General features: G+C 72.9%; 16 protein-coding genes. 7 read left to right on the forward strand and 9 right to left on the reverse strand.

The window, feature by feature from the left end:
- The first annotated feature begins 16 nt into the window (after positions 1–16).
- The 7 genes from uxaC to TPA0908_RS24985 all read left to right on the forward strand — a co-directional run bounded on the left by uxaC (position 17) and on the right by TPA0908_RS24985 (position 8232).
- The gene (uxaC, locus tag TPA0908_RS24955) at positions 17–1450 is read left to right on the forward strand and encodes a glucuronate isomerase (RefSeq protein ID WP_281941830.1); all 1434 of its coding nucleotides are present in this window, start codon (positions 17–19) and stop codon (positions 1448–1450) included.
- Positions 1447–2748, forward strand: a complete 1302-nt coding sequence (locus tag TPA0908_RS24960) for an enolase C-terminal domain-like protein (RefSeq protein WP_281941831.1) — start codon at positions 1447–1449, stop codon at positions 2746–2748. The genes uxaC and TPA0908_RS24960 overlap by 4 nt, the downstream gene beginning before the upstream one ends.
- Positions 2739–4229: a mannitol dehydrogenase family protein gene (locus tag TPA0908_RS24965; RefSeq protein ID WP_281941833.1), complete on the forward strand. Its 1491-nt coding sequence runs from the start codon at positions 2739–2741 to the stop codon at positions 4227–4229. The genes TPA0908_RS24960 and TPA0908_RS24965 overlap by 10 nt, the downstream gene beginning before the upstream one ends.
- Positions 4226–5431, forward strand: a complete 1206-nt coding sequence (locus TPA0908_RS24970; RefSeq protein ID WP_281941834.1) for a Gfo/Idh/MocA family protein — start codon at positions 4226–4228, stop codon at positions 5429–5431. Before TPA0908_RS24965 ends, TPA0908_RS24970 begins: the two co-directional genes overlap by 4 nt.
- The gene (locus TPA0908_RS24975; protein WP_281941835.1) at positions 5424–6803 is read left to right on the forward strand and encodes a pectate lyase family protein; all 1380 of its coding nucleotides are present in this window, start codon (positions 5424–5426) and stop codon (positions 6801–6803) included. Before TPA0908_RS24970 ends, TPA0908_RS24975 begins: the two co-directional genes overlap by 8 nt.
- 233 nt (positions 6804–7036) lie before the next feature.
- Positions 7037–7447, forward strand: coding sequence for an ATP-binding protein (locus tag TPA0908_RS24980; protein WP_281941837.1), 411 nt, complete (start codon positions 7037–7039; stop codon positions 7445–7447).
- Between the two features lie 59 nt (positions 7448–7506).
- Complete coding sequence (locus TPA0908_RS24985) at positions 7507–8232, forward strand: HD domain-containing protein (RefSeq protein WP_281941839.1); 726 nt, start codon at positions 7507–7509, stop codon at positions 8230–8232.
- A gap of 87 nt (positions 8233–8319) precedes the next feature.
- On the opposite strand, the gene TPA0908_RS24990 is transcribed toward TPA0908_RS24985, so the two are convergent.
- From TPA0908_RS24990 to pglY, 9 genes are all read right to left on the reverse strand, one after another.
- On the reverse strand, positions 8320–8733 hold the full coding sequence (locus TPA0908_RS24990) for a barstar family protein (RefSeq protein ID WP_281941842.1): 414 nt from the start codon (positions 8731–8733) through the stop codon (positions 8320–8322).
- Between the two features lie 56 nt (positions 8734–8789).
- A complete protein-coding gene (locus TPA0908_RS24995) occupies positions 8790–9230 on the reverse strand; it encodes a ribonuclease domain-containing protein (protein WP_281941844.1) in 441 nt (146 codons plus the stop codon).
- 177 nt (positions 9231–9407) lie between these two features.
- Positions 9408–12338, reverse strand: coding sequence for a M36 family metallopeptidase (locus TPA0908_RS25000; protein ID WP_281941845.1), 2931 nt, complete (start codon positions 12336–12338; stop codon positions 9408–9410).
- A gap of 119 nt (positions 12339–12457) precedes the next feature.
- Complete coding sequence (locus TPA0908_RS25005) at positions 12458–12985, reverse strand: hypothetical protein (RefSeq protein ID WP_281941847.1); 528 nt, start codon at positions 12983–12985, stop codon at positions 12458–12460.
- Positions 12986–13191: 206 nt separating this feature from the next.
- Positions 13192–13830, reverse strand: coding sequence for a hypothetical protein (locus TPA0908_RS25010; RefSeq protein WP_281941849.1), 639 nt, complete (start codon positions 13828–13830; stop codon positions 13192–13194).
- 360 nt (positions 13831–14190) lie between these two features.
- Positions 14191–16314, reverse strand: a complete 2124-nt coding sequence (locus TPA0908_RS25015; RefSeq protein ID WP_281941851.1) for a DEAD/DEAH box helicase — start codon at positions 16312–16314, stop codon at positions 14191–14193.
- Positions 16315–16322: 8 nt separating this feature from the next.
- Positions 16323–17636 (reverse strand): BREX system ATP-binding protein BrxD, encoded by a 1314-nt coding sequence (gene brxD / locus TPA0908_RS25020; RefSeq protein ID WP_281941852.1) that lies wholly within the window; start codon positions 17634–17636, stop codon positions 16323–16325.
- Positions 17633–20362 carry a BREX-2 system phosphatase PglZ gene (gene pglZ, locus TPA0908_RS25025; protein ID WP_281941854.1) on the reverse strand — a complete coding sequence of 910 codons (2730 nt, stop codon included), beginning with the start codon at positions 20360–20362 and terminating at the stop codon, positions 17633–17635. Before pglZ ends, brxD begins: the two co-directional genes overlap by 4 nt.
- Entirely contained in the window at positions 20359–24111 is a 3753-nt protein-coding gene (gene pglY, locus TPA0908_RS25030; protein WP_281941856.1) for a BREX-2 system ATPase PglY, read from the reverse strand. Before pglY ends, pglZ begins: the two co-directional genes overlap by 4 nt.
- Between the last annotated feature and the right edge of the window lie 43 nt (positions 24112–24154).

A 24154-nucleotide genomic window follows, 5' to 3' on the forward strand; every position in this document is an offset into this window, starting at 1 on the left:
CGAGGAGACCGCTTCCGTGCCGATCATCTCCCCCAGCGATCTGCTGCTGCCCGCCGAGCCCGGCCAACGCGCGCTGGCCCGCGAGCTGTACGCCCTGGCGGCCACGCAGCCGATCATCTCCCCGCACGGGCACGTCGACCCGGCGCTGCTGGCCGAGGACCGCCCGTTTCCCGACCCGGCCCGGCTGCTGATCGTGCCCGACCACTACCTGACCCGGATGCTGCTCAGCCAGGGCGTGCCGCCGGCCGACCTGGGCGTGCCGAGCGTCGACGGCAGCCCGGTCGAGACGGACGGGCGGACCATCTGGCGGCGCTTCGCCGCGCACTGGCACCTGTTCCGGGGCACGCCGTCGCGGCTGTGGCTGGAACAGACGTTCCGGAACGTGTTCGACGTGCACACGCCGCTCTCCCCGGCCACGGCCGACACGGTCTACGACGCGCTCGCCGCCCGCCTCGCCGAGCCGGCGTTCCGGCCCCGGGAGCTGTTCACCCGCTTCGGCATCGAGGTGCTCGCCACCACCGAGTCGCCCCTGGACGACCTGGGCCGGCACGCCAAGCTCGCCGCCGACGGCTGGGGCGGGCCGGGCGGGCGGGTGGTCACCACGTTCCGCCCGGACGACGTGGTGGACATGGAGTTCGACGGCTGGGCGGCCAACGTGGACCGGCTCGCCGACGTCTCCGGCGAGGACACCGGCACGTACGCCGGCTACCTGGCCGCGCTGCGGCAGCGCCGGGCGGCGTTCGTCGCGGCCGGCGCGACCTCCACCGACCACGGGCACCCCACCGCCCGTACCCTCGATCTCGACCCGGCGCAGGCGGCGGCGCTGTACGACAAGGGCCGGCGCGGCCTCGCCGACCCGGGCGACGCGGAGGCGTTCCGGGCGCACATGCTGCTGGAGTTCGCCCGGATGTCACTCGACGACGGCCTGGTGATGCAACTGCACCCGGGCGCGGTGCGCAACCACAACCGCTGGCTGCACGCCCGGCACGGCCGCGACGTCGGCGGCGACGTGCCGCAGGCCACCGACTACGTGCACGGCCTGGCCCCGCTGCTGGACGCGCACGGCAACGACCCGCGGCTGACCGTGGTGCTGTACACGCTCGACGAGGACACCTTCACCCGGGAACTGGCACCCCTCGCGGGCGGCTACGCGGCGCTGCGGCTCGGCGCGCCGTGGTGGTTCCTCGACTCGCCGGAGGTGCTGCGCCGGTTCCGGGAGGCGGTCACCGAGACCGCCGGCTTCTACAACACCGCCGGGTTCGTCGACGACACCCGCGCGTTCTGCTCCATCCCGGTCCGCCACGACGTGGCCCGCCGGGTCGACGCCGGTTTCCTGGCCCGCCTGGTCGCCGAGCACCGCCTCGACGCCGACGAGGCCGCCGAGACCATCGTCGACCTGGCGTACCGGCTGCCCAAGCAGGTCTTCAAGTTCTCCGGAGGGCGCTCATGACCAGGATCGTCGACGTCGAGGTGCACGACGTGCGCTTCCCCACCGCCGCCAGCGGCGACGGCTCCGACGCGATCAACCGGGGCGACTACTCGGCCACCTACGTGGAGCTGACCACCGACGGCGGGCCGACCGGCACCGGGTTCACGTTCACCAACGGCCGGGGCAACGAGATCACCTGCGCGGCGGTCCGCGCGCTCGCCCACCACGTACGGGGGCGCACGGTCGCCGAGATCGCCGCCGAGCCGGTGGCGTTCTGGCGGTCGCTCACCGCCGACGTGCAACTGCGCTGGCTCGGGCCGGAGAAGGGAGTGATCCACATGGCCACCGGCGCGCTTGTCAACGCGGTCTGGGACCTGCGCGCGAAGCTGGCCGGCAAGCCGATGTGGCGGTTCCTCGCCGAGCTGCCCACCGACGAGCTGGTGGCCACCGTCGACTTCCACCACATCACCGACGCGCTCACCCCGGACGAGGCGGCGGCCATCCTGGACAAGGGACGCGACGGGCTCGGCGAGCGGCTGGCCGGGCTGGAACGCGACGGCTTCCCCTCGTACACCACGTCGGTGGGCTGGCTCGGCTACCCGGACGAGCAGGTGCGCGCGCTGACCCGCGACGCGTACGCGGCGGGGTGGCGGGCGATGAAGATGAAGGTCGGTGGGCGGCTCGACGACGACCTGCGCCGGGGGAGGATCATCCGGGCCGAGATCGGCCCGGACGCGTTGCTGATGATGGACGCCAACCAGGTATGGGACGTGGACGAGGCGATCGCCGCGATGAGCGTGCTGGTCGAGGTCGACCCGTACTGGATCGAGGAGCCCACCCACGCCGACGACGTGCTCGGGCACGCCCGGATCGCCCGCGCGGTGACCGAGCTGTCCGGCGGCCGGTGCCGGGTCGCCACCGGCGAGGTCGCGGCCAACCGGGTCATCTTCAAGCAGTTGCTCCAGGCCGAGGCGATCGGCGTGATGCAGGTCGACGCGTGCCGGGTCGGCGGCGTCGACGAGGTGCTCGCCGAGCTGCTGCTGGCCGCGAAGTTCGGGGTGCCGGTCTGCCCGCACGCCGGCGGCGTCGGGCTGTGTGAGTACGTCCAGCACCTCGCGGTCTTCGACCACCTGCGGGTGAGCACCGGCCTGGACGGCCGGATGGTCGAGTACGTGGACCACCTGCACGAGCACTTCGTCGACCCGGTCCGCACCCGCGGCGGGCGCTACCTGCTGCCCACCGCGCCCGGCTACAGCGCCACCATGCGGCCGGAGTCGATCGCGGAGTTCCGCTTCCCGGAGGGACCGGCATGGCGCTGACCGTCGACACCGACCGGCTCGGCCTGGCCACGCTGCGCCGGCTGCCCGAGGAGAGCCGGCCGCTGGTGCGCCCCGGCACCGTGCCGGCCGGCATCGTCCACCTCGGGCTCGGCGCGTTCCACCGCGCCCACCAGGCCGTGCACACCGAGGCGGCGGTCGGCGCCGCCGGCGGCGACTGGGGCATCGTCGGCATCGCGCCGCGCAGCACCGACGTGGTCGAGGCCCTCGCTGCGCAGGACGCGCTGTTCAGCGTCACCACGCTCGCCCCCGACGGCGCGTCGACCCGGGTCATCGGCGCGCTGGCCGGGGTGCGGCACGCCGCCGCCGACCCGGACGCGGTGGTACGCCTGCTCGCCGACCCGGCGATCCGGGTGGTCACGCTGACCGTCACCGAGAAGGCGTACCAGCTCGATCCGGTGACCGGCGCGCTGGCCGCCGACGCGGAACTGACCGCCGACCTGACCACCGACCGGCCGCCGCGCACCGTACCCGGGCTGCTGGTCCGCGGGCTGCTCGCCCGGGCCGCCGCCGACGCCGGGCCGCTGGCGCTGGTGAGCTGCGACAACCTGCCGGCCAACGGGCGCCGGCTGCGCAGCCTGGTCGACCAGTGCCTGGCGCTGGCCCGGGTGCCCGACGCGACGCTGGACCGGGTGACGGCGCAGGTCACCTGCCCCGGCACCATGGTCGACCGGATCGTGCCGGCCAGCACCGACGAGACCCGGGAGACCGCGCGGCGCGCGCTCGGCGTGACCGACCTGGCGGCGGTCGCGGCCGAACCGTGGTCGCAGTGGGTGATCGAGGACGACTTCCCGGGCGGCCGACCCGCCTGGGAGCGGGCCGGCGCGGTCCTCACCGACGACGCCGGCCCGTGGGAACGGCTGAAGCTGCGCGCGCTCAACGGCGTGCACTCCGCCACCGCGTACCTCGGCGCCCTCGCGGGCGCGGAGACGGTGCTCGACGCGCTGGCGCTGCCGCACCTGGACGCGGTGCTGCGCCGGCTGGTCGCCGAGGAGATCGCGCCGAGCTTCACCCCGCCGCCCGGCGTCTCCGTGCCGGACTACGGGGAGCAGGTGCTCGCCCGCTTCGCCAACCCGGCGATCCGCTACCGCACCGCGCAGGTCGCCTCGGACGGCTCGCAGAAGCTGCCGCAGCGGGTGCTGCACACGGCCGTCGACCTGCGGGCGGCCGGCCGGTCCGCGCGGTGGAGCGCGCTGGTGGTGGCCGCCTGGCTGCGGTTCCTGCACGGACACGCCGACGACGGCCGGCCGCTGCCGCTGGACGACCCGCTCGCCGACCGGCTGCGCGCGGCGCTGGCCGACGGCCGGCACACCCCGGCCGGCGTGGTCGACGCGGTGTTCGCGGTCCGCGAGGTCTTCCCCGCCGAGCTGGCCGCCGACGAGGAGTTCCGGACGACCGTGACCGGCTGGCTGACCGCACTGGACCGGCACGGCGTCCGGGCCACCCTGGCCGGCGCCCGGTGACCGTTGGTGCGCCGCCGCGGGTGGCGCTGGTCGGCGCGAACGGGCACGGCCGCTGGCACCGGCGGGTGATCGCCGCGCTGCACGGCGCCGGCCGGCTGCGGCTGGTCGCGCTTGTCGACGTGCGGCCCCCGGAGGAGGAACCGGACGCGCCGACGCCGCCCGGAACCGGGACCTTCACCGACCACCGGGCGATGCTGGCCGCGGCCCGGCCGGACGTGGTGGTGGTGTGCACGCCGCCGCACACCCACCTGCCGATCGCGCGCGACGTGCTCGCCGCCGGCGCGGACCTGCTGCTGGAGAAGCCGCCCGTGCTCGACCTGGCCGAGCACCGGGCGCTTGTCGACGCCGCCACCGCCGCCGGGCGGGCGGTGCAGGTCAACTTCCAGGCGCTCGGCTCGGCGGCGCTGGCCGAGCTGACCGCCGCGCTGGCCGCGGGGCGGCTCGGCCCGGTCACCGGCATCGCCACCGTCGCGGCCTGGCAGCGTCCCGACGCCTACTACGCCCGTTCCCCGTGGGCCGGCCGGCGCTCGATGGACGGCCGGCCGGCGCTGGACGGCGCGCTGGCCAACCCGCTCGCGCACGCGCTGATGCAGTGCCTGGCGGTGGCCGGGGCGGTGGCCGGCGAGCCGGTGCGACCGGCCCGGATCGAGGTGGAGCGCTACCGGGTCCGCCCGATCGAGGTGGACGACACCACGGTGCTGCGGCTGACCCCTGAGGTCGGGCCGCCGGTGCTGGCCGCGCTCACGCTGGCCGCCGAGGAGCACGTCGCCGGGGACGTGCTGGTCACCGGCGAACGGGGACGGGCGGTGCTGGAGTACCCGACCGACCGGCTGCGCCTGCCCGGTGACGCCCGCCCGCGCGCCGTGCCCGGCCGGGTCGGGCTGCTGGCGAACCTGCTGGACCACCGCGCCGCCGGCGTGCCGCTGATCGCGCCGCTGGCGCGTACCGGGCCGTTCACCGAGGTGCTGGACGCGTTGCGGGACGCGCCCGAACCGACGCTGCTCGACGGTGACCTGGTGCGCACCGTGGGCGACGGACCGGAGCGGGTCCGGGTGCTCCGGGGCGTCAACGCGGTGCTGCGGGACGCGGCGGAGACCGGCGTGCTGCCGTCCGAGGCGGGCGTGCCGTGGGCGGTCCGGCCGTACCTGGTGGACCTCGGCGTCGACATCCCCGACAGACAGGACGGAACACATCATGCGTAGACGAACGGTCACCGCCGCGATCCTCGCCGCCGCGCTCGCGGCCACCACCGCCGCCCCGGCGTCAGCCGCGCCGACCGGGCAGCGGTCGTCCCGCGCGGCTGAGCCGATCGGCCGCCAGGAGCCGGCGACGAAGCTGCTCGGCCGCCAGGCGCTGCCGGCGAACGACGGCTGGGCCGCCGAGGGCGTCGGCACCACCGGCGGCGGGGCCGCCACCATCGACCGGGTACGCGTGGTGCGGACCCGCGCCGAGCTGGTCGCCGCGCTCGGCGGCGACAACGCCACGAACGCGGCCGACGCCACCCCCAAGATCGTGTACGTCGCCGGCCCGATCGACGGCTTCGAGGGGCCCGACGGCACGCCGCTGGACTGCGCCGACCTGGCCGACCCGGAGTACTCGCTGCCGGCCTACCTGGCCGCGTACGATCCGGCGGTCTGGGGCCGGGTGGACCCGAGCGGCCCGCTGGAGGCGGCCCGGGTCCGGTCGGTGGCCGCCCAGACCCGGCAGACGCAGATCAACGTCGGTTCCAACACCACGATCGTCGGGCTGCGTGGCGCCCGGCTCACCGGGCTGACCCTGATGATCGACCGGGTCGCCAACGTGATCGTGCGCAACCTGGAACTGGCCGATGCCCGGGACTGCTTCCCGGCCTGGTCCCCCACCGACGGCGACGCCGGCAACTGGAACTCGCAGTACGACCAGATCTCGGTGCGGCGCAGCGAGCACGTCTGGGTGGACCACAACACGTTCACCGACGGCGACAACCCGGACCGCGCGCAGCCGAGCTACTTCGGCCGGCCCTACCAGGTGCACGACGGCTCGCTCGACGTCACGCACACCGCCAGCCTGGTCACCGCGTCCTGGAACCGGTTCGTCGGGCGGGACAAGCTGATGCTGATCGGCTCCTCCAACACGGTCGGCCCGGATGTCGACCGGCTGAAGGTCAGCGTGCACCACAACCTGTTCGACGGGGACCTCCAGCGGCTGCCCCGGGTGCGGTTCGGCCAGGTGGACGTGCACGAGAACCACTACCGGCTCGGCGGCCTCGGCTTCGAGTACGCGCTCGGCGTCGGCGTCCGGTCCGCCATCGTCGCGGAGCACAACTTCTTCACGCTCGCCGACGACGTCGACCCGGCGGACCTCATCCGCGACTGGGGCGGCACCGCGCTCACCGAGCGCGGAAGCTGGGTGCGGCAGGGCGACGGCCGGGCCCGGCCGGTGGACCTGCTGGCCGCGTACAACGCCGTGCACGACCCCGACCTCGGCGGCGACGCCGGCTGGACGCCCACGCTGCGCGCCGCGCCGCCGCTGCCGACGCCGCTGGTGCCGCTGGTCGTCGGCGCCTGGGCGGGAGCCGGCCGGCTCCCGCTCTGACCGCTGACCCACCGCGCTCCGGGCCGGCGTCCGCACCCGACGGACGCCGGCCCGGCGGCGTCCGTCGGGGTGTCGGCTGACACGCCGGCCCCGATGCGCGATGATCACCTTTGACGGGACCCGCCGTCGGTGGCATGAATCGGCGGTCACCGGGGACAAGAGGGTGAGAACCGGGCGGTGACAGCGCGAGTGGATGCCCAGGCCCGGAGACGGGCACGGGACGGAGGCCGGACGTGACGGGTGGGACATCCGGCCGGGTCCTCACCATCGACCTGCCCGCCGACCCCGGCCGGCTCGCGCCCACCCGGGAGCGGCTGCGCGGCTGGCTGCACGCGCACGGCATCGGCGAGTGGGACGTCGAGACGGTGCTGATCGCCACCGGGGAGGCCTGCGCCAACGCGATCGAGCACGGCTACCGCTTCGCCCCCGACGGGATCACCACGCTCCGGGTCGAACTGCGCGACGACCGGCTGGAGATCGAGGTACGCGACCACGGCGCCTGGCGGCCGGCCGACGGCGGCGACGAGAGCGACCGCGGCCGGGGGCGGCTGATCATGGCGCGGGTGATGGACGAGGCGACCATCGTCGGCACGCCGGAGGGCACCTGCGTACGCCTGGTCAAGCGGCTCACCCCGGCCGGCTGACGCCAACCGGGGTGCCTGTCGCCTGTCCCCGGCGAGCGAAGATCAGCTATAAGGGACGTATGGAGTTCCCCGCGCACCTCGCCACCATGCCGATGCACGCGATCACCGAGATCCATGGTGAACCCGGCCTGCTGGCCCGTTTCCGGCTGGAGGTCGCCGCGTTCGACGACGCGGCCCGCGACCGGTTGACCGAGGCGCTGGACCTCGCCGCCGAGCTGCACCGCGACGACCGGCGGGTCCGGGAGCCGTACCTGAACCACCTGCTGCGGGTGGCGATCCGGCTGATGCACCACTACCAGGTGCGGGACGTGGACGTGATCGTGGCGGGGCTGCTGCACGACGCGGTGGAGGACCATCCGGTCGAGCTGGCCGGACCAACGGTCGACGGGGACGGGGACGTGACGACGGCGGCGCTGGCCACGCTCGCCGCGCGGTTCGGCCCGCGGGTGGCGCGGCTGGTCGCGGCGGTCACCAACCCGGAGTACGACCCGGGTCGGGACCGGGACGCGCAGTACCGGGAGCACGTGGCGAGCAGTCTGGACCGGGAGCCCTGGGCGCGGGTGATCAAGGTCTCCGACTTCACCGACAACGGCGTCGGCGTGATCCACGCGGTGGGCCCGAAGGTGGCCCGCGCGGCCACCAAGTACCGCCCGCTGGTGCCGGTCTTCCGCGAGCTGGTCGCCCGCCCCGACACGCCCCTGTCGGCACCGGTCAAGCAGCACATCTTCGCCCAGCTCGACCTCGCCGAGGAGCGCTTCAGCGCCATCCTCGACCTTCCGAACTGACCCACCCCACCCCCACCCTTTCCACCCCAGGCGGCCGCTTTCCGTGCAACAGCGGCCAGGGGTGGGGCACGGAGGGGCGGCGGGTGTTCAGGCGGGGTCGGGGGCGCCCAGGGCGGCGGCGACCCTGGCGCGCAGCGCGGGCAGCCGTTCCGGGTGCTCGCGCAGCACCACCCGCAGGGTGGCGTGTCCGCCGGCGGCTGCCGCGCCGAGCACGTCGAGCAGCGTGCCGAGCTGGGCGGGCGGCTCGTCGGCGAGCAGGTTCGCCGCGTCGCGCACGACGAGGGTGAGCGGCCCTTCCAAGATCCGGTCGTTGAGGACGTCGGCGAGCGCGTCCCAGTTGCGGCCGTACCAGTCGGGCAGCGGCAGCGCCCCGGCCAGCGTCTCGTGCAGGGCCGCCCGGGTGCGGGTGGCCGGGCCGGGGACCGGCACGCCGGCCGGCTCGGGCGCCGAGTCGGCGTCGAGCGTGAGCCAGGCCGGCGGCTGGGGGGACGCTGCGCCCATGGGATCTGTCCTTTCCGACCGTCGGCGCCGGCCGGGGAGGCCGGCGCCGACAGAACTCAGAGCCGGTAGAAGTTGGCGTAGTGGTCGGGTGAGAACCAGGTCGCCCCGGTGCTCTTGTTCACCACGATCCGGTACGCGTCGCGGGCGGCGTTGCAGGCGCGCGGGTAGACGTCGTACTCGTAGTAGGTGGCGTTGGTGGGCAGTTGGCCCTCGCGGTTGTAGAACTGGCCGCCGGCGAAGTTGCACTGTCCGCCGCTCCACGAGTACCAGCCCCGGCTGGTCGGGAAGCTCTTCGCCGACCAGCCGGAGCGGGCCGTCCGGGCGTCCGCGCAGCGCGACAGCGTGCAGGAGCTGTAGACGGCCGCCTCGGCGGGCTCGGCGAGTCGGGTGGAGACCGTGGCGGGGGCCACCAGCGCGGCGGCGGCCACGGCGGTGACCAGGGCGGACGCGGCCAGGGCGCGGCGTACGCGGGTGACGACGGCGCGGAACGGGGTCAAGGGATCCTCCTTGAGCGAGCCGACAGAACATCGACCGACATCGTTGGCCGGTCGGCGCTCAGTCTGCCCAGGATCCTGCCCGGCGTACAGCCCTCACCCGGCGACCGTGCCCCGAATCCCGGGTGAACAGGCGGTGGCGGGTGCGGACGGACCGAGCCGCCCGCACCCGCCGTGTGCTCAGCGCGCGAACGCCTGGAACTCGGCGATCCGCACGTTCTGCGCCTGCGGGCTGGCCGTCGCGCAGTCGGTCGCCGCCCGGGGGTCGGCGTCCTGCTCACCGGCGTAGTCCGGCGCGCCGGTGCACTGGTTGGTCAACACCTCGACGCGCAGGTGGGTGGCCCGGGTCCGGGGGATGTCGAACGAGCGCAGGATCAGCTCCGGCGCCCGGGGGCGCGGCGCCACCGCCGGGAACGCGTCCGGCCGGCTCGTGAACACCGGCCGGAAGTCGGCCGCGTCGGCGCAGCTCACCGTGCCGCCGGCGGTGCACGCCAGGACCCGGAACTGCCGCACCGCGGAGTACCGGCTCTGGGTGCCGGCGTCCGGGTCCCCGGTCACCGGCGGGCGCAGCATCGCGCTGACCTGCACCCGGCGTACCTGCTGGGGGCCGCCGGCCAGGTCGACGGTGACCTGCCGCCCGGCCACCGGCGCGCCGAGCGAGGCCCAGTTGGTGGCCTCGTCGTCGTCCGCGACCGACGCCAGGTTGATGCCGTCGCCGGCGACCGTCGCGCCCGCCGTCGTCGACGCCAGGTTGGGCCGCAGCACCACCGGCAGCGTCCGGCTCTGGCCGGCCCGCACCGTCACCGGGCCGATCCGGGTGTGCCCGTACCCGGGCGCCCGGACCACGAACTCGTACGTGCCGGGCACCAGGTCCACCCGGTCGGTGAGCGGGGTGGCCGCGTCGGTGTCCGCGACCGGCACCGCCCGCGCCTGGTAGCGCCCGACGAACAGCTGCGCGCCGGCCACCGGCCCGCGGTCACCGAGCGGCAGCAGCCGCAGCGAGCCCTCCTCCGCGTACGGGGAGGTGAAGCCCGGCGTCGGATCGGGGTCGGCGTTGCCGACGCTGGCCGCGGTCTCGCCGAGGCCCCGCGCGGCGAACGCGTTCCAGAGCAGGTCCTGGTTGGCCCCGCCGAAGCGGATCCGGTCGGCGGCGAGCATCGCGTCCCGGGCGTCGACCATGCTGACCTGGCTGACCGCCATCAGCAGGAACGAGTCGACGACGAGCTGGATCCAGCGCCGGTTGCCCGGGCAGGCCGTCACGTCGCGGGCCCCGGTCGCGCACGCCTTCTGCACGGCCGGCGTGCCGGCGCCCCAGCGGCGCATCATGGCCGCCCGGATGTCGGTGTTGGTGGCGCTCCACACCTCGCCGGACGCGTGCACCTGGAGGCCTGTCACGTCGTAGTCGACCGACGAGTAGTTGAGCGGACTGTCGCTCATGTTGTAGTTGCGGATGCCCGCGTTCGGGTCCTGGGTGGTGTACTCGCCGATGGTGAAGCCACGCCGGCCGGGCGCGGCGTACCCGTGCTCGAACAGGTACTCCATGGCGAGCTGGTCGGACCAGCTCTCGCTCATGCCCTGCGGCGAGCTGACGCCCGCGCTCGGGCCGGCGATCATGCGGTTGGTGACCGCGTGGCCGTACTCGTGGGCGATCACCGACATGTCGAAGTCGCCGTCCACGCAGGGCGCGTAGAACGAGCCGGCGACCGGCTGCCACAGGTACATGTTGGTGGTCGGCGCGACGCCGTCCGGCGGGGTGATCTGGTTGGCGTTGTTGCGGGCCGGGAACGTCGGCGGGCCGCCGCTGACGCCGCCGGCCTGCGCGTTGCCCTGCTCGGCGTCGCCGCCGAGACCGCCCCGGCCGAGGTTGTCCTGTTGCAGGTTCCAGGTCTCCTCGGTGAAGCCCAGGTGGTAGGTCCAGTCGTGCATCCGGTTGTGCATCCCGAACAGGTTCGCGCGGGCCGCGTCGATGTCGTTGGCCTGCGGCGAGGTGAACACCTCCGGGTCGCAGCGCCGCTCCTGCCACTGGTTGGTCCACGGGTACGCGTAGCCGCGGTCCGGTCGCGGCGTGGCGGTCTCGGTGCCGACGCTGAACGGGTCGTTGCTGAACCAGTTCTGCACCGCGACCGCGTTGTTGCCCTTCGTGGTGGTGGTGGACACCCCGGTGGCCGGGTCCACGTCCCACGCCGGGTGCCCCGGCACGCCGACCACCTCGCGGCAGTCGGCCGCCGGCACGGCGCACCAGCGCACCCGGGTGTCGGCCGAGGACCTGTCGACGCGCGGCGAGTTCGGGAACACGTCCCAGGACGGATTGTCCTCCGCGTGGTCGATCAGGTCCTCGCGGACCAGCACGCCGCCGTCGCGGGCGTCCACGTAGGTGGAGTAGGCGGCCGGGTCCGCGCCGGTGGTGTCCGCGCCCAGCACCACCTCCCAGGCCGCGCGCGGCCCGCGGTCCGCGGTGGGCACCGCGACCAGCGAGGTACGCAGGACCTGCGCGTCGGCGCGGCCGGCGTCGGCGACGGCGACCTTGCGGGCCTGCGCGGCGTCGACCGTGGCCGGCGCCGGCGTGCCGGCGTCGCGGGCCAGTGACGAGCTGACGTGCCAGACCGCCCCGTCGCGTACGCCGATCGCCAGCATGCCGTCGACGGCGGCCGGCAGGTCCCCGAAGCGCTGCCGGAACAGCACTGTCGCGCCCGGCCCCATCGGCGCCACGGTCAGCTGTTCCAGCGCGGCGGCGCCCTCGGCGGTCAGCCCGAGCACGTCGGAGTTCGCCGTCACGTAGGCGCGCGCGGCGGCGGCCGGGTCGGCGGGCAGCCCGGTGGCGAGCGGCTTCCCGGTCGAGGTGAGCGTGGCCGGCGTACCGAAGTCGGTCCAGCGGACCCGCGCGCCCAGCGCGGCGACCCGGTCCCGCTGCCGCGCGCTGGCGGCGACGCGGCCCTTGCGGTTGTCCTTGGCCCGGGTGTCGTGCCGGTCCCCCGGCAGGTGGTCGGGTACGGCCCCGGTGCGGGCCTGATCCCGGGGTGCGGCCTGACCGCCGGCTCCGGCGGTCAGGACCATGCCGGCTGCCATGAGCAGCGCGGTGGTCCCCGTCAACGCACGGGATGGTGTGCGCACGGTCCCTCCTGTCATCGTCGAACGGCGATGTCCGTGCCGCCATCCGACCAGGATGATCGACCGGCCGACACCCGCCGAACATCCATTAATGACAGTGCGTCGATGCCTTGGGACGCCCGTCAGTGCGGCTGCTGGCCGATCAGGGCGCAGACCGCCAGGTACACCTCCCGACGGCGGATCTGGTCCTTCCGCTCGACCACGAACACGAGGTCGCCCCGGCGGGTGCGCAACAGGACACCCGGGAGCATGTTGGACGCCCCCAGGAGGCGGCTCACCGGATGCCGGACGTTGCGGTCGGCGACGGCTCCCGCGAGACCCGTCATGTGGAACTCGTCCTCGCGCGCCGACAGGATGTCGCCGGCGGCGAGCCGGTCGGTCACCAGCCGTCCGCCGGCCATCAGGCTGCGCGTCACGACGAGGTGGTCGGCGAAGACCCGCATCACCGCGTGGATCCGGCTGGCGTCGGCGCGAGCGCCGAGGCCGGCGGTGAACCCCTCGAACGTCACGAGCGGCGCGGCGTCCCCACCCGTGGGGGCGGTGCGCAGTCTCCGCTTGCCGCGACGGGCCGCCATGACGCCGAGCAGGAGCGGAGCACCCCCGATCAGCAGACACAGCAGGAAGCCGAGCGCGGGACTGTTCCGGCTCATGGGTGTTTCCTTCCCTCGACGGCGGAGCGGACCTTGATCCGACCACGAGGGACGGTCGGCGGGATCGGTTGCCGGGCCGCAATCAACGGCGCGGTCGCGGGCCACCGCGCCTGATCGGCCGAATCGACCGGCCTCGACGGCGACTCGGGCCGCCCGATCAGGCGGCCCTCACTTGGAACAGGTCCCGGCCCGGACGCCCGCGACCATCAGGCAGTCGGACGGGGTCGGTCGTTCGGGTCCGCCGTCCGGCCGGGGGTTCCATCCCGCGGGCTGCGGGGCGCCAGCGCCGCCGGTCCCGACCGGCCAGTCCCCGGGAGCAGATGTCTCACCTGCTCCACCGAACCGCCTCGCACCCCCAGGCTCTCCCGGGCGGCTCGGTAGAACCGGTCACGTCCCACGTCGGCCCGATGGACCATTCCGGGCACGTCCGTCGGCGGCCGGGGCAGGTCCCGGGCCGCCGACTCGATGTCGCGGACCGCGTGCCGCCACTCGGCGGCGGCCCGGACCGTCGCCTCGTCACCGAGCAGCAGCACCGACTCCCACGCCAACGTGTGCCGGACGTCCGCCTCGGCCAGTCGCGCCACTCCCTCGGTGTGGTCGAGCGCCGGCCGCCGCGCACCGGGACGGTGCTCGCCGAGCATCTGGGTCGCCACGGCGTGGATCTCCTTGACCGCCTTCGTCAGCTCCACGTACGCGTCGAGACGCCGCTCGTCCCACCGGACGGTCTGGCTCCGGCGCCACCGGGTCCGCTCGTTCAGGCCCGTGGCGAACATCGTGCCCACCGTCCCGATCAGGACGCCGAGCAGAGCCGGTAGTTGCGTCCCGAGGTTTCCCAGCACGCTCATCGACTCCACCTCACCCGTCCGTCCGCGCGGTCACACGCTATCGCGCGCCAGGAAGGCGGTCACCGCGTGGCGGAAGCCCTGCGGATCCCCGACCCAGGGCAGGTGACCGGCCGTTCAGAGCGCGGCACCGCGCGACCATGTCAGCGTCCCGCAATTCTCGCTTCACCCCGGCGTTGCTGTCCGGTTGCAGCCCCGGTTGACGCTCAGCCGCGGTCCGCGTCAACGAACGGGATGCTATACGCACGACTCCTCCTGTCATTGCCGAACAGCAATGTCCCTCGCAACCGCCGACCTAGAATGATAGGGCCGTCGGCGCCTCGAAGATCCGTTAGCGGCAGTACCTCGATGTGTCAGGTCGAGTCAGCCCAGGTGTGTCACGCGCACCCGCTCGCCGAGGACCGCCTCCGCGGCCGGGACGTCGGCGAGCCGGGTGGCCAGGGTCGCCACGGCAAGGCGGGGTGGCAGTGCGGCGCTGAACTTCAGACCGTTGACGGCGGCGTCGTCGACGACCGGCAGGCATACCCGTCCGGCGGTCGCGGCGAGCCCGGAACGGAGTTCGTCCCGGCTCAGGCCGGCCCGCAGCCGGATCGACGCGTCGTCGGGGCGCTGGGTCGGGTCCGTCAGCCCACTGAGTGTGGAGATCAGGGTGGCGTTGGCCCGGTAGCCCGCCCAGGTCCACCATCGCGCCTCGCCGTCACGATCTTGCACCACCAACGTGCCGCCCGGATGGACCAGCGACGAGTGTTCCTCGCGCAGACCGGCCAGCCGGCTCGCGGCCCGCCCGGTCATGGCGACCGGCGGGTCAACGCCGAGCAGGACATCCCGCATGGCGCGCAGCATCGGGAACGATCGCCCCGTCGGGGTTCCGCCGGTCATCCACAGCGCCTTGCCCCCGCTCTCCGCCGGCTCCACGAAGCATCGATGACGTTTCCAGTCGATGTGGGTGACCCGCCAACTGCGTCCGGCGAGCAGCAACAGTCGCGGTCCCTGCACCCTCGCGGTCAGCAGCGCCGGATCCGTGCGGCCGATCTCGGAGCGTCCCGACATCACCGTGAACTGGGGCGGCGCCGTGAACACCGCCAGCATGTCCATGAAGTGCCGCCGACCGAAACGCCGTTCCGCCTCCGGACCGACGAAGAGCATCCCGGAGTCGGAGTCGAGGTATCCGTGGTCGACGAGGTGCCGCACGATGACCTCGGCGTTCCCGTCGAACGGGGGCAGGTCGTTCCATCCGTGCCGCCAGAGCCGGTCGCCGATCCGGTGCTCCTGCAACGCGAGCGCGAGCACCTGCTGGGCGACGATGTGTCGAGGCTCGGGCGGCGGGACGACCTCCTCGACCCACCACTGGCCCCAGAGGTGGAGCAGCCCGGTCGCCTGAAGCAGCCCGTCGCCGTCGAGCGCCAGGAACAGGCAGTTCCGGTTGGTTCCCGGCCGACGACCGGTCCGACCCAGCCGTTGCAGGAAGGCGGCGACGCTGCGTGGCGCGTCGATCTGGACGACCCGGTCGAGGTCACCGACGTCGATGCCGAGTTCGAGTGTGCTGGTGGCGACGATGACGCAGTCGCGTTCCTGGGCGAACGCCTCCTCGGCGCGACGCCGCTCCTCCGCCGACAACGAGGCGTGCGACAGGAAGGTCGTCACCCCGAGCGCGCGGAGCCGCTGCCCGAACTCCTCGACCAACGCACGGGACTCACAGAACACCAAACGCTTCTCTCCCCGGTGCAACGCGGCCAGCACCTTGGCCGCGTTGTGCACCGAGCCCACATAGTCGACCTCCACGTCGCCCGGTGGCCGGCCGGTGAGCCCGGCGGAGGCCGGCCGCACGTCGGGCGCGACGACGCGACCGGGCTCGCGGTCCCGGCCGGCCCCCTGCAACCAGGTCAGCAGGGTCTCGGGATTGCCGACCGTGGCGGAGAGGCCAACGCGCTGCACGGGTCGACCGGCGACGCGGCTGAGCCGTTCCAGCAGGGCCAGCAGGTGCCAGCCCCGGTCGTCGCCGGCGAACGCGTGCACCTCGTCCACCACGACCGCCCGAAGCCCTCGGAAGAACTCGTCGTGATCGACAGTGACGCTGACCAGCATCGACTCCAGTGACTCCGGAGTGGTCAGCAGGACGTCCGGCCGCTCCCGGAGGATCCTGCGTCGTCTTCCCGCGGTCACGTCACCGTGCCAGAGCGCGGCCCGACGCCCCAACCAGCCGGTGTAGGTCTCGATGCGAGGCAGCAGATTGTTGAGCAGGGCCTTGAGCGGACAGACGTAGAGCACCGACGTGCCGGACCATTCCTCCCGCGCCATCCGGGACAGCAGCGGGAACATGGCCGCCTCCGTCTTGCCGCCGGCGGTGGGTGCGAGAAGCAGCGCATGCTCGCCGTCGAGAAGCGGTCGCACGGCTGCCTCCTGCATGGGTCGGAGGGCCGGCCACTGCAGCGAGTTCACCACGTGGTGCAGGACCACCGGGTGCAGCAGCTCGGCGTCCGTCGACATTCCGCTCCCTAGAGGTCCAGATCGACGTCGGCGGCGCTGGTGACGTTGCGTTCCACGTCGGTCATCTCCGCCGGCGACAGGGTCAGCGCGTAGTGGCGCCGTGGGTCGAACTCGGCGAACTGGTCCACCCGGTCGAGCACGTCGGCCACCAGTTTCTTGAGGAACAGCCGCGGTGCCACGCCCACCTTGCCGCCCAGCCCACCGGCGACGGCCCGGGCGAGGTCACCGAGGTAGGCGTCGTCCACACGGGTGCACAGCCGATCCGGCGCGGTCGACCCGTCCGCGTACAGATCCCGCACGCGACCGCCCAGTTCGACAAGCGAGTCGACGGTGAAGCCGGGCAGCCGGACCTGGACCGCGCGCGGGTTGTCGAAGCGCGGGTCCGTGGTGAAGTCGACCGCGAGCCGCTGCGCAAGGGGTGCGAGCCGCTGGACTCCCTGCGGGCCCTCGTAGAAGGCCGGGGTTCCGGTGATCACCAGATACAGGCCGGGAAATCGGCCTGAGTGCACCTCGTCGATGAGCTGACGCAGCGCGTTCAGGGCCTTGTCCCGCGCGTCCGATCGGACCCGCTGCAGCGTTTCGACCTCGTCCAGGACCAGGAGCAGACCCGGATGGCCGCTGTCGCGCAGCACGGTCAGCATCCCCTGAAGGAAGCTGAGCGCGGCGAAGTGGTCGAGGTCGCCCCGGACGCCCGCAACGCGGCGGGCCGACGCGGCGACGTGCGGCTGGCCACCGAGCCAGGCGAGCACTGCGTCAGCCGTGGCCGGGTCGTTGTCGAGACCGGCGCTGCGGTAGCCGCGTAGAGCGGCCGCGAAGGCGGGCGCGCCCCGGCTGACGGCGGCCAGTCGCTGCTCCAGCAGCGCCGTCACGGCCCGGTCGAACGCACCCCCGTCCTCCGGCGAGACCTCCCCGGTCGCGAGCACGTCCTCCTCGAGCGCGTAGAACCAGCTGTCGACCACCGGCCGCAGCGCGCTGGGCGGAAACGTAGCAGTGCTCAGGCGCTCGGTGAGCCGTCGGTAGACCGTCTCCAGCTTGTGCAGCGGTGTCTCGTTCTCGGAGATCTGCACTTCGGCGGCGGCCAGGTTGGCGCGTTTCGCCCGCTCGGCGATCCAGCGGGTGAAGAACGTCTTGCCGGAGCCGTACTCACCGCGGACCGCCTTGAACACCGATCCTCCGGCGGCGACCGTTTCCAGATCCTCGCTCACCGAGGTCAGGAAACGGTCCAGGCCGACAGCCAGAAGGTCCAGGCCGGCCGACGGCACGGCGCCACGCCGCAGGGCGTCGATCACCTCCCGCCGCCGGGCCGGGCTGACCGTGGTCACGGCGCACCTGGCGGCAGGCCGAACTGGGTCCGCAGCAACGAGATGTCCAGACGGACGGTGCGTCCCTCGTCGATCAGGGACAACACCGGATAGTTGTCGACGTTGAAGATCCGCTGCAGGGTGGCGAGGAAGCCGGACGCCCGTACGGGCAGTTCCCCCGCCCGCTGGGCCAGGACGGCCAGCGCCAGCACACCCCGGGCCTCGACGAGCGCCCGCAGTGCGGCCTCGACCTTGCGAAGGTCGAGCCTCCGTGGGGTCAGGCCATGCTGCGCACGGAAAATGTCCGAGCCCAGAAGGATCGTTACCAGGTCACTCTCGGCCGCCACAGGTGTCGACGCCACCTCCGGCAGGTCGAACAGCGCGGGCTCGCCCGACTTCGCCTGCGGCTTGCGGCGAGGTCTCGGTGCCGCCACCGGCGGCGGCGAGGTCTGCGCTGCCGAAGTTTCGTCCGTCTCCCACCAGTGAGGGCGGTCCGCGGCCAGGGGCACCCACCCGTCGGGGATCTCGTCGGCGTTGGGCAGCAGGAAGGTCAACAGCGGGATCGTCACCTCGCCCAGTGACGCTCCACCGTGGTAACCGGCCTTGGTGGGACGGTAGCGCCGCAGCGGATCCCAGAGCGCGATGATCCGGTTTCCCTCGGCCACGACCCGAGGACCGGTGAGTTCCACCTCCCCGTCGCCGGCGGGCCGGGCGCCCGTCCGGTGCCGGGCCGAGGCTGCATCATCGGCCTTGACCAGCTCGCCACCCCGCTCCAGCACGTGCCCGTGGTCGCTGGTGATCACGACGATCCGGCCAGACGACCGCGCGAGGTCGAGCAGGCTGCCGAGGAAGCCAAGGTCACTGAGTTGCCAACCTGCCTCGCTTCCTTCCCTGCCGTGGGACAGTGAATCGTCGACGGTATTGATCACCACGGCGACGAGGCGTGCGGTGCTCGCCAACGCGTCCGCCAGTTCGCCCGCGAGCACCTCTCCCGCGCCGCCACGAGCCGGCCCCTTGTGAAAGATCCGGGCATCGTCACCCCACCGGCGCTTGCCGAAGATCTGCTCCTCGGTGGATTGGGTGCCGGAACGAAGCGCGCCGGCGAACAGTGAGGTCCGGGACACCGCCGTCAGAGTGGGCAACGCCGCCGCGATGCCGCGCCGCCGGGCGGTACCACTGCCGGCGAGGGCGTCGTATTCCACCCACTGGTGCGACAGCACGGCGGCGAGATCGACCGAGACCGCCGCGCTCATGCCGTCGAGCACCACCAGGAGCACCTGCCGGTGCGCGCGGATCAGCGGATCGACGACCCGTGGCAGGAGGTTCTCGACCGTCAGGAGGTCACCGTCGTTGCTCGGGCCGGCGGTCGCCCACGCCGCGAGCCGGCTCGCGAACGCCCGGTCGAGATCACGGCGCCGCTGGTACGCCCGTTCATGGATGGCACCGAACGCACGTTGCAGCTCCGGGTGGACGTCCTCGCCGGCCCAGACATGGTTCAGCGCCAAGTCGACCCAGCCCCACTCCGCGACCTGCCGCTGCACGCCGTCAGCGACACTGGCTGGCGGCTCGACCGGAACGCCCAGCCATCGGACCAGCCGCTGGGCCATCCTTACCCGCCGGACGCGTTCCGTCTCCTCCCCAGCCAACCGGTGCGTGGCGAGCCGGTCCACCTGAGGCTCCAGATCAGGGGCGTCCGCATTTCCCAGCGCGGAAAGAAGGGCCGCGGCGACGTCTTCGATCCGCTTGGACAAACCGGTGCGGAGGATCTGACTGTGGCCGGCGCTGCCCACGGCGTTGAACTGGATGAGTAGCTGTTCGGCCCGGTCCAGGACGGCTTGCCCTTGCCGCCGCACCGCCGGATCCCGATCGGTCAGCATCCCGCCGACCACACCGACGGTGGCGTCGGCGACCCCGCGTACCGTGGCATCGTCGTCGAGACCGCCGAAGTACTGCTCGATCCGGCCCCGCGCGCGAAGCGCCTCGGGCGTGTCGACGGTCCACAGGGCATCACACACCAGGCCCAGTGGTAGCGCGTCCGTACCTCGCCCCACACCGACGAGGGCGAACAGGGCTTGGGCCGGACGCCGGAACTCGTCCACCAACCACTGGGTGAGGCCGGCCTGCTCGTCTCGGGTCAACAACGTGAACGCCTCCACCGCTGCGGGTTCGACGCTCCACCTCAACAGGGTTCGCACGTCGAGCGCGTCCGGGTCGTCCCCTCGCCGGGTCAGGCCGAGCCGCACCGCCGCGAGGTGCCGCAACGCGATGTCCCGGCTGAGCACCTTCGTGGCGACCCGGGGCCACCCGCCGGGCGGCATTGCGTCGAGCAACGCCTGCCCCGCCCACTCCTCCCGCTCCAACGCGGAGTCAGGCACGCGGGCACCGAACGCGTCGACCACGAGGTCCCACGGCTCGACGGTGAGCACCCGCTGCCGGAAGACCTGGCTGAGGATGCCCGGCCCGAGCTTCGACTCAGCAGCGGCGGTGAGCAGCACCAGCACCTCCGGCCCGCGCTCAGCGACGAGCTGCTCCCAGATCCCCAGCGGCGAGACGCACGGGACGACCCGGATCCGACGTCCGTCGGGCAGCGGCAACGTGGGATCGTGCGGCCAGTCCGGCTCCGCTGCCACCACCATGACCGGGTACGCGTCGCCGTTGCGATGCCGGCCGAGCTCCTGAGCCACCTTCTGGGCAAGAGCCGCCGGGCTGATCCGCAACACCAGGGAGGCAACGGTTGCCTGAGTCATCGCACGATTCTCCAGGTCACCTCGATGGTCGCCGCAGGGTGCGCGTCGGCGAACCGACGAAGATCAGCCAGTGCTCCATCGAGGCCGCTTGCCGGCACACGTCGGGCACCGGCTGCCGTGTCACCACCCGGATAACCCGAGGGGGTCCCGGCGGAGCCGCCTCCGCTGCCGGCGCCGGCTCCCGTGTCACCGCCAGTCCCGCCACCTGAGCCCGAGCCGACCGCAACCTCGCGGAGCAGCGCGGTGGCTTCGGTCTGCGCGCGACGGAGGGCCGGTGCCAGCGGGGCGGTGAGCTCATCAGCCTGCGCGACCCGGCGAAGTTCGGCCAGGATCGCGGTCGCCCTTGGGGCGTGCTTGCCGGTGAGACCGGCGACGATCTCGAAGTTGTCCCAGGGAGCAGACCTCAGGGCCAGCGACACGTCACTCGCGCTGCGGATGCTCCTGCCCAGGCGGTCCGCCGGGCCGGCCAGCTCCATCCGCGCCAGCCGCTCGACCGTTTCCTTAGCCGAGCCGACTCTCGTCAGTGCCTCGACGAGATCAGCCGCTGCGCGAGCCGTCCGCAGCCGGCCCGCCTCCCGGTGAAGCGTCAGCCGGTCCGCCCGCTGCTCGAGCTGACTCACCAGCGCACCGACGTCGTTCCCGTAACGAAGTGCCGCCGCCTTCAGGTCCCGGCCGAACAGGGCGACCAGGCGGCCTCGCCGCAGGGCGAGGGGCTGGAATCCGAAGATGGCAGCGGCCCGAGCGCGCGCCTGTTCCCAGTCTTCCTCGCTCGGCAGGCTCTCCTCGCGTAGGGAATGGTCGGCGGTGATCCGCCCGATCTCCGGTGCCGGCATGATCTGACTGCCGTGCAGATAGAACGCCCGGTCGGTCTGCTCGGCGAAGGCGGCCACCACGAGCTGCGCCACGATCGGGTCCAGGCCGCGTGGTTTTGGCTCGTCGATCCAGCGCAGCAGGTCGGCGACCCGAAGCTCGCCGGTGATGCCCTCGCTGGCGGCCTTCTGGTGGAAGTGCTGCGCCCACTCCCCCTCGGCGACGAAGGCGGCCTCGTGCATCGTGCCGAGCCGCAGCGGGTTGGCGATCCGCCGCACGGTCAGCCGGTGGGCACGCTCCACCTCTACCCGGCCTTCCGGGGACTCCACCGCCTGTTGGACGTAGCCGAACACCGTCCTGACCTCGGGAAGTCGCAGCGGTTCGCCCTTGCGGTCCGGGTCGAAGTCCGGGTGCCCCGGATACTGCTGGCTGAGCATCTGGTCGCCGAGGCTGCGCAGGGCGTCGTTGAAGGTGGCGCCCATCGGCAACGTGGGTTCCAACGCCCGGGTCAACGACTGGAGATGGTCGTCGAAGCCGAGCTGGACGTCGGACGACTGCTTGGTGGCCAGCCCGTAGGCCTGGCGCAGCACGCCCTGCATCTTGGCCAGCAGCGCGCTGCGCTGGTTGGTCAGCGCGCCGTGCGCGCGGCGGCGGTCGTCGGGGTTGAGGTGCTCGGCGTGACTGTCGAATCGTTGCCCCTCGAGCAGCTTGTCGATGATGACGAGCTTGCCCAGCTCGTTGCGCCGTTCCACGGTGAGGGCCGCCGGGATCCAGCAGATCGTCCGCGCGGTGGTGCGACTGAGCAGGTTCTGTACCCGCTGCCGATCGTCGGCCGGCCCGTGGGTGCCGTCGTCGAAGGGATAGTCGACGATCATCCGCCAGCCGGTCGGATCGTCCGGATGGAAGGCTTCGTCGCGGATGTCGTGGGGGTCGCGGACGTTGCCGTAGACCAGCTCGATCGCGCGCCGGCTGCCGCGCCAGGTCAGCCCGGCCTCGGCGAAGAACGAGTCGGTCCAGGGCACCCCGAGTTGCGTCCAGAGCAGCCGCTGGACGATGTGCTTGCGCGCGCCCTCGTTGTCGTAGTGCTTGGCGGTGGCGAGCACGCTGTCGACATCGACGCCGACCAGTTCCAGCGACACCACCGGGTCGTCGCCCTCCCCGATGCGGATTTCGGGGAACTGGCCGGCCCAGTCGGCGAGCTTCCGGTTGACCTGGGCCACCTCGCCGCCGGGGATGGGGCTGGTGATGCTGCCGTGGTTGAGCGCGGAGAGGCGCCGACCGGTGAGGTTGCGCAGCGCCGGGACGCTCGGCGCGAGGGCTGCCAGCAGCAGCGTCTTGATCAGGCGGTCGTCGCCGGTGAAGGCGCGGATCCGTCCGGCGACCTCCGGGCTCGGCCGGTCGCCGCGACGTGCGGCGTCGAGGTCCTCCTCGACGAGCCCGTGCTGGCTGAGCAGGTGTGGTCGCAGCTTCAGGTCGTAGAGCTTCTGGGCCATCTCGAACTCGGCCTTGAGCTTCTCGGTGAAGGGCTGGTCTCCGCCGCTGCTGATCACGTCATACAGGTCGCCGAGCGGCACCAACTGCCCGAGCCGGAGCGTCTCGCGCCGGTCGACCAAGAGCTGCCGCATGAGCTTGAGCGCGGTACGGGAGCGCTGCAGTGCGCTGGAGACGTGCACCAGGGTGGAGATGAAGGCGGGGCTGAACGGGTACGTCGACCGGAACGCGTCGATGTCGGCGCCGCTGCCGGAGTCGGTGCCGAGCAGGGTGTCGAACACCTCCCGCCGGACCTTCGTGGTGCTCTCGAACGCGCGCGTCATCGCCTCTCCGGCCTCGGCGGTCAGCGGCTTGAGCAGTCGGCGACGGGCGATCTCGGGGAGGTTTCGGTCCTCCAGCTTGATGACGTCGAAGCGACCGCTGGCCAGGTTGAGGGTGTCCTGATAGCTCAGCTCGTTCGCACCGACCACCTCCTCACCGACCAGTTCGCGCAGGTCGCGCTGCCGGGCGATGAAGCTGATCACCGGAATGGGCCGCCGGGTGTCGCCACCCTCGACGAAGTTGGTGATCTTCTGGATCTCCCGGGAGACGAACTGCTGGTCACCGATGGAGTTGGCCAACCACAGGATCAGTTCGTCGAGGAAGAGGATCAGGCCGTGGTAGCCGAGCTCCTTGGCGTGCCGGCTGATCTCGGTGAGCCCCGGGTCGAGCGAGATGAAGGCCTCGGCGTCCTCGCGGGCATTGCTGAAGAAGCCGACGTTCCAGCTGGTCAGCAGGTCGTTCACCAGCTTCCGGCGTAGGTCGTCGGAATAGGTCCCGCTGAACGCCTGGTCCAGCCGCTCCGGCGTCCAGAACGCCTCGGTGTCACCCCACTCGTCCTCGACGTCGCCGCCGGGCAGGCCGGCGACGAACTGCGCGTCGCCGATCTTCTCCCGCAGCGAGGCTGCCTGACCCAGCAGCGCGTCGGTGCGGTGCACCGCCGGGATGGGTGCCTCCGGGTGCAGGGCACGCACCCGATCGACGTATCCGCCGAGGACCCGCTGCTCCAGCGATCGGGCGTCGAGCAGGTGATAGGGGACGAGTAGGAACTTTCGCCCATCCAGCCAGACGCTGTGCTTGGCGACCAACGGCGCCAGTTCGTCCCGTCCGCGCGCCGCCGGCTCACCGCGCAGCAGCGCGTGCAGCACTGCCATGAAGTGCGACTTGCCGGAACCGAACGAGCCATGCAGGTAGGCGGCCTTTGAGGCATGGCCCTCGACGGCGGAGCGGATCAGTCCGAGCGCCTCGTCGAAGTTCGCCAGCAGCCGGTCCGTGACGACGTAGTCGCGAAGGGTTGCATCGGCATCAGCGACACTGTCGGCCAGCTTGAGCACGAAATCGCTTGTGCTCGTGCGCTCCGGGATCTCGATGAACTCTCGAAGCAGCGGCGCAGGCGTGGGCGAAGACATGCTGAACACCGTACCGATCACGGTCGGTTGCCTGAGCGTGGGC

It is taken from the genome of Micromonospora sp. AKA38, from assembly GCF_027925725.1.
Lineage (GTDB): Bacteria > Actinomycetota > Actinomycetes > Mycobacteriales > Micromonosporaceae > Micromonospora.